The 3,110-nt window shown below is 58.6% G+C and carries 4 protein-coding genes; 2 read left to right on the plus strand and 2 right to left on the minus strand.

The window, feature by feature from the left end:
* Nucleotides 1-978: 978 nt before the first annotated feature.
* Both PG888_RS22610 and PG888_RS22615 read left to right on the plus strand, forming a co-directional pair.
* Nucleotides 979-1,185, plus strand: a complete 207-nt coding sequence (locus tag PG888_RS22610) for a hypothetical protein (RefSeq protein ID WP_270694449.1) — start codon at nucleotides 979-981, stop codon at nucleotides 1,183-1,185.
* Between the two features lie 108 nt (nucleotides 1,186-1,293).
* Nucleotides 1,294-1,533: a plasmid replication protein RepB gene (locus PG888_RS22615; protein ID WP_103829337.1), complete on the plus strand. Its 240-nt coding sequence runs from the start codon at nucleotides 1,294-1,296 to the stop codon at nucleotides 1,531-1,533.
* Here the strand turns inward: PG888_RS22615 and PG888_RS22620 are convergent.
* On the minus strand, nucleotides 1,530-1,721 hold the full coding sequence (locus PG888_RS22620; protein WP_103829336.1) for a hypothetical protein: 192 nt from the start codon (nucleotides 1,719-1,721) through the stop codon (nucleotides 1,530-1,532). The two genes, PG888_RS22615 and PG888_RS22620, sit on opposite strands and share 4 nt — an antisense overlap.
* On the minus strand, nucleotides 1,718-2,875 hold the full coding sequence (locus PG888_RS22625) for a plasmid recombination protein (protein WP_270694448.1): 1,158 nt from the start codon (nucleotides 2,873-2,875) through the stop codon (nucleotides 1,718-1,720). The genes PG888_RS22620 and PG888_RS22625 overlap by 4 nt, the downstream gene beginning before the upstream one ends.
* Nucleotides 2,876-3,110 lie beyond the last annotated feature (235 nt).

A 3,110-nucleotide genomic window follows, 5' to 3' on the forward strand; every position in this document is an offset into this window, starting at 1 on the left:
ATTTGTGGGGGGGGGGTGATTATGCGTAGGCAGGGTGCCCCGAACTGGCGCGCTATCGCTTGCCCCCCGCTCGATCCGTTCCGGTCGGCCAGCCGACCGGAACGGATCGAGCGGGCCTATTTTTATGGCGGATTTGGGAGGGGGGTTGCGGTAACAGTTACCGAATTTGGCGGGTGTTGTGATCCCGTAGTGATCGAAAAGCTGCTTGATCCATGATCACGGGCCAGAGTAAGCTGATGCCCGTAAACGAAAAAACCGCCCTGGCGGGCGGTTTGTTCGAAGGTACTTTGAGTTGGAGCTCTCTGTACCGGGTAACAGCTTCGGGACGGAAGCAGCTACCGAATTCCAGTCAAGTTTAGCGGCGTCCCGCCGTGTCTTCAAGCGAAATCCCGTCCCGAACCCTGTTACCCGTTGGCCTCTGCCAATGGCGCATAGTCGTACCCGCTCGAATTGGAAGCATGTTGATGTTGTCGAGCAGGTGCAGGGGTCGGGCCGAACGGGGAAACCTCACACACGGCCCAGCGTGCGACGCGCACCATAGCCTCCCAGGGCTCGCAACCTTGGGGCACCAGCACCGAGCGCAACGGGGAACCAACCACGGCCAGCTCGATAAAAACGGCGCGGCAGTCCGGCCCACAGGTGGGGACTGAAGCAGGTGCAGAATGGCGCGGTGTGTCTCAGGAGCGCGTGAGGGGGAGCGGCAGCCAGCCGCCTCGATAGTCCTGAGCAAGGCGATCCATCCAGCCGAACTACGTCAAAAATGACGTAAAAAGGCAGGAGGGCGAGCCTATCTTGAAGCGCAGCGAAAGATAGGAGAGCCGGTGTCTTACGCCCTTTTCTTTCAAAAAAAAAAAAAGAGAGATGATCTTGGCGAGGTGGGTAACTGCGCCCGTCCGTCCACATGCCATCGGTTCGGCTTGTGGGCGGCAGCAGTTATCCACGGAAGCGGGTTAGGTTTGGTTCTGGCCGGAGGTACGTATGAGGTTCGACAAGCACGGGATTGAGGTCGATGGGGATTGCATCTGGCTACTGGACGCATGCGGCCAGCGCCTGTGCGACATGACGGCCATGCAGCTGCTCGATTTGGGGAGCCGGATCAGCGTTGAAGGTGGCCTGCTCAACTTCGATTTGGAGGCCCAGAAGTGGCGGGAATGCCTCATTGCCTTGGGCCTTGAGCTGGATTGAAAATCATTTTAGCGATTTGACGAATCATATTGCCAAAGTGATTGACTGCACCCCCCAAGAGGGTAAAATCAAATTATCGATTTGATTTTTCAAATAGGGGATTTGATGATGCAGGAAAAAGAGGCCAAGACCATTTTCGACATGGGCGGATTCTCCAAGGCGATGATCGTCCCCACCCCAATGGGGGCGGGGTTCCATCTTCACCTGGTACGCTTCGGTAAGGGGGGGGATGAAGTCATCGAACGGCAGCGCGGCGGATGGCGGGTCTTCTCCTCGATCGATGCAGCCGCCAACACGGCCAACGGCATTGGCTTTCGCCGCATCGAGATAGACCTCAGCAGCCGCTAGGGTCGAGCCCAACGCAGCAGGGCGGCAAAGGCCGCCATCCATGCAGCGCCTTCGAAGTATGAGGGGGCCTCCCAGCCAAAGAAGTCATGCAGCCCAAGCAGGCCCATAAACCAGCCTCCCGAGGCAGTCACCGCCCCTTTCAGGAAGAACACTGCGGCGAACAGCGCCGCTACGTGCCAAGCCTTCATGGGCGCGGCCTTTGGTACTGCTCGGGCTTCAGCTCGCGCAACTGTTCTTCGGCCTCGTTAAGCTGATCGGACAGCGCATTTCTGTAGCCCTCCAGCTTCTGGATCTCAGCGGCCTGCTTCTGGCGCTCGACTTCCGACATGGCCAGCACGTTCTCTTTCTCCTTAAGGGCTGCTCGATAGGCTTCCAGCTCCCGATCCTTCTGGGCCAGTCTGGCGGCCATCCCCTCCGCTTCCGCCTTGGTTCGGCGTGTCACTTCGTCCACTTTGATCTGGCGCTCTGCCAGCTCTTTGGCGGCCTTTGCCGCTGCGTCCCCCTGCATAGTCATTTGCAGCGAGATGCCCGTCTCTATGGCGCGTTGGCCGAGATCCAGAAGCTCCTCCTCCGAGTACATCCGTTCTTTGCTGAACAGACCCACTTCTCGGCCCTCCACAACACCCATGAGATCATCCTTCTGCTGCTTTGTTAACAGGGGCTTGGCCGCGCCTGCCCGTTCGGCTATGCCGAGGGCCTTTTCCACAAGTTGCCGCGACATGTATTCAGATCGGGTCAAGCGCTGGCGCTTGGGACCGAGTCGCGCCATGCCGAACTTCCGGCACACGCCCGTATATAAACGATCCTGCCAAGCCCGCATCGCTTTGTTGTGTGCTCGCAGCTGGGCGGCTTTCGGCTCGCCCTTGCGCTTGGCCTCCGCCGATGCTGCTCTGCCCCCGTGGATGTCGTTGAACGCTTGACCTGGCTTTGGGACGGCGTAGAAGTGAAGGTGAGGGTGCTTTTCGTCTTGGTGCTCCACGACAGATACAAGATTGTCCCCGTATTCGCCCTTGAGCCACTCTAGGGCCGTCTCCTTGAACTCCTGCCAGTCTTCCCCCTCTCTCGGGTAGCTGATAACGCCAGCGAGCAGCACAGGGGCATCTATGCGCAGTTTCCGGCCTTTCACGTCTTTGGCTTGTTCTCCCCATGCCTCGGCCTGTTTTACAGCATCGGAGGGGGAGCAGCCAAAGACCCTGATCGGCTCCTGCGGTGTTATCCTTTGGGCGGTCAAATGGCTGACGTGATCAGGGTGCCTCTCTGCTTCGTTGGCTATGTCCTTAGCGCTTCGAGTGCCCTGTTTTGGCTTCCGTGCGTATGAGTCTATGTGCGCAAACTGATACATCGTGCCCCCTGTTTTTGGCTCCTGTTATCTGGGCTCAAATGTAGCAGCCTGCTTGCGTTTTCCACAAGTAAAGTAACCGACTTTACTTGTTAACCTTCCGCTTCGCTGGAAGGTTAACAAGTGTCGGCCCTGCGGGGCTCAAACAGACGGCTTTGGCTATTTGTGGGGGGGGGGTGATTATGCGTAGGCAGGGTGCCCCGAACTGGCGCGCTATCGCTTGCCCCCCGCTCGATCC

The sequence above is a fragment of the Aeromonas sp. QDB23 genome, assembly GCF_027707745.1.
Classification (GTDB): domain Bacteria; phylum Pseudomonadota; class Gammaproteobacteria; order Enterobacterales; family Aeromonadaceae; genus Aeromonas; species Aeromonas allosaccharophila.

What these genes read in the sequence shown, in the direction of transcription:
- PG888_RS22610 (WP_270694449.1), top strand. Translation starts at nt 979, where the DNA reads ATGAGGTTCGACAAGCACGGGATTGAGGTCGATGGGGATTGCATCTGG.
- PG888_RS22615 (WP_103829337.1), top strand. Translation starts at nt 1,294, where the DNA reads ATGCAGGAAAAAGAGGCCAAGACCATTTTCGACATGGGCGGATTCTCC.
- PG888_RS22620 (WP_103829336.1), bottom strand. Translation starts at nt 1,721, where the DNA reads ATGAAGGCTTGGCACGTAGCGGCGCTGTTCGCCGCAGTGTTCTTCCTG.
- PG888_RS22625 (WP_270694448.1), bottom strand. Translation starts at nt 2,875, where the DNA reads ATGTATCAGTTTGCGCACATAGACTCATACGCACGGAAGCCAAAACAG.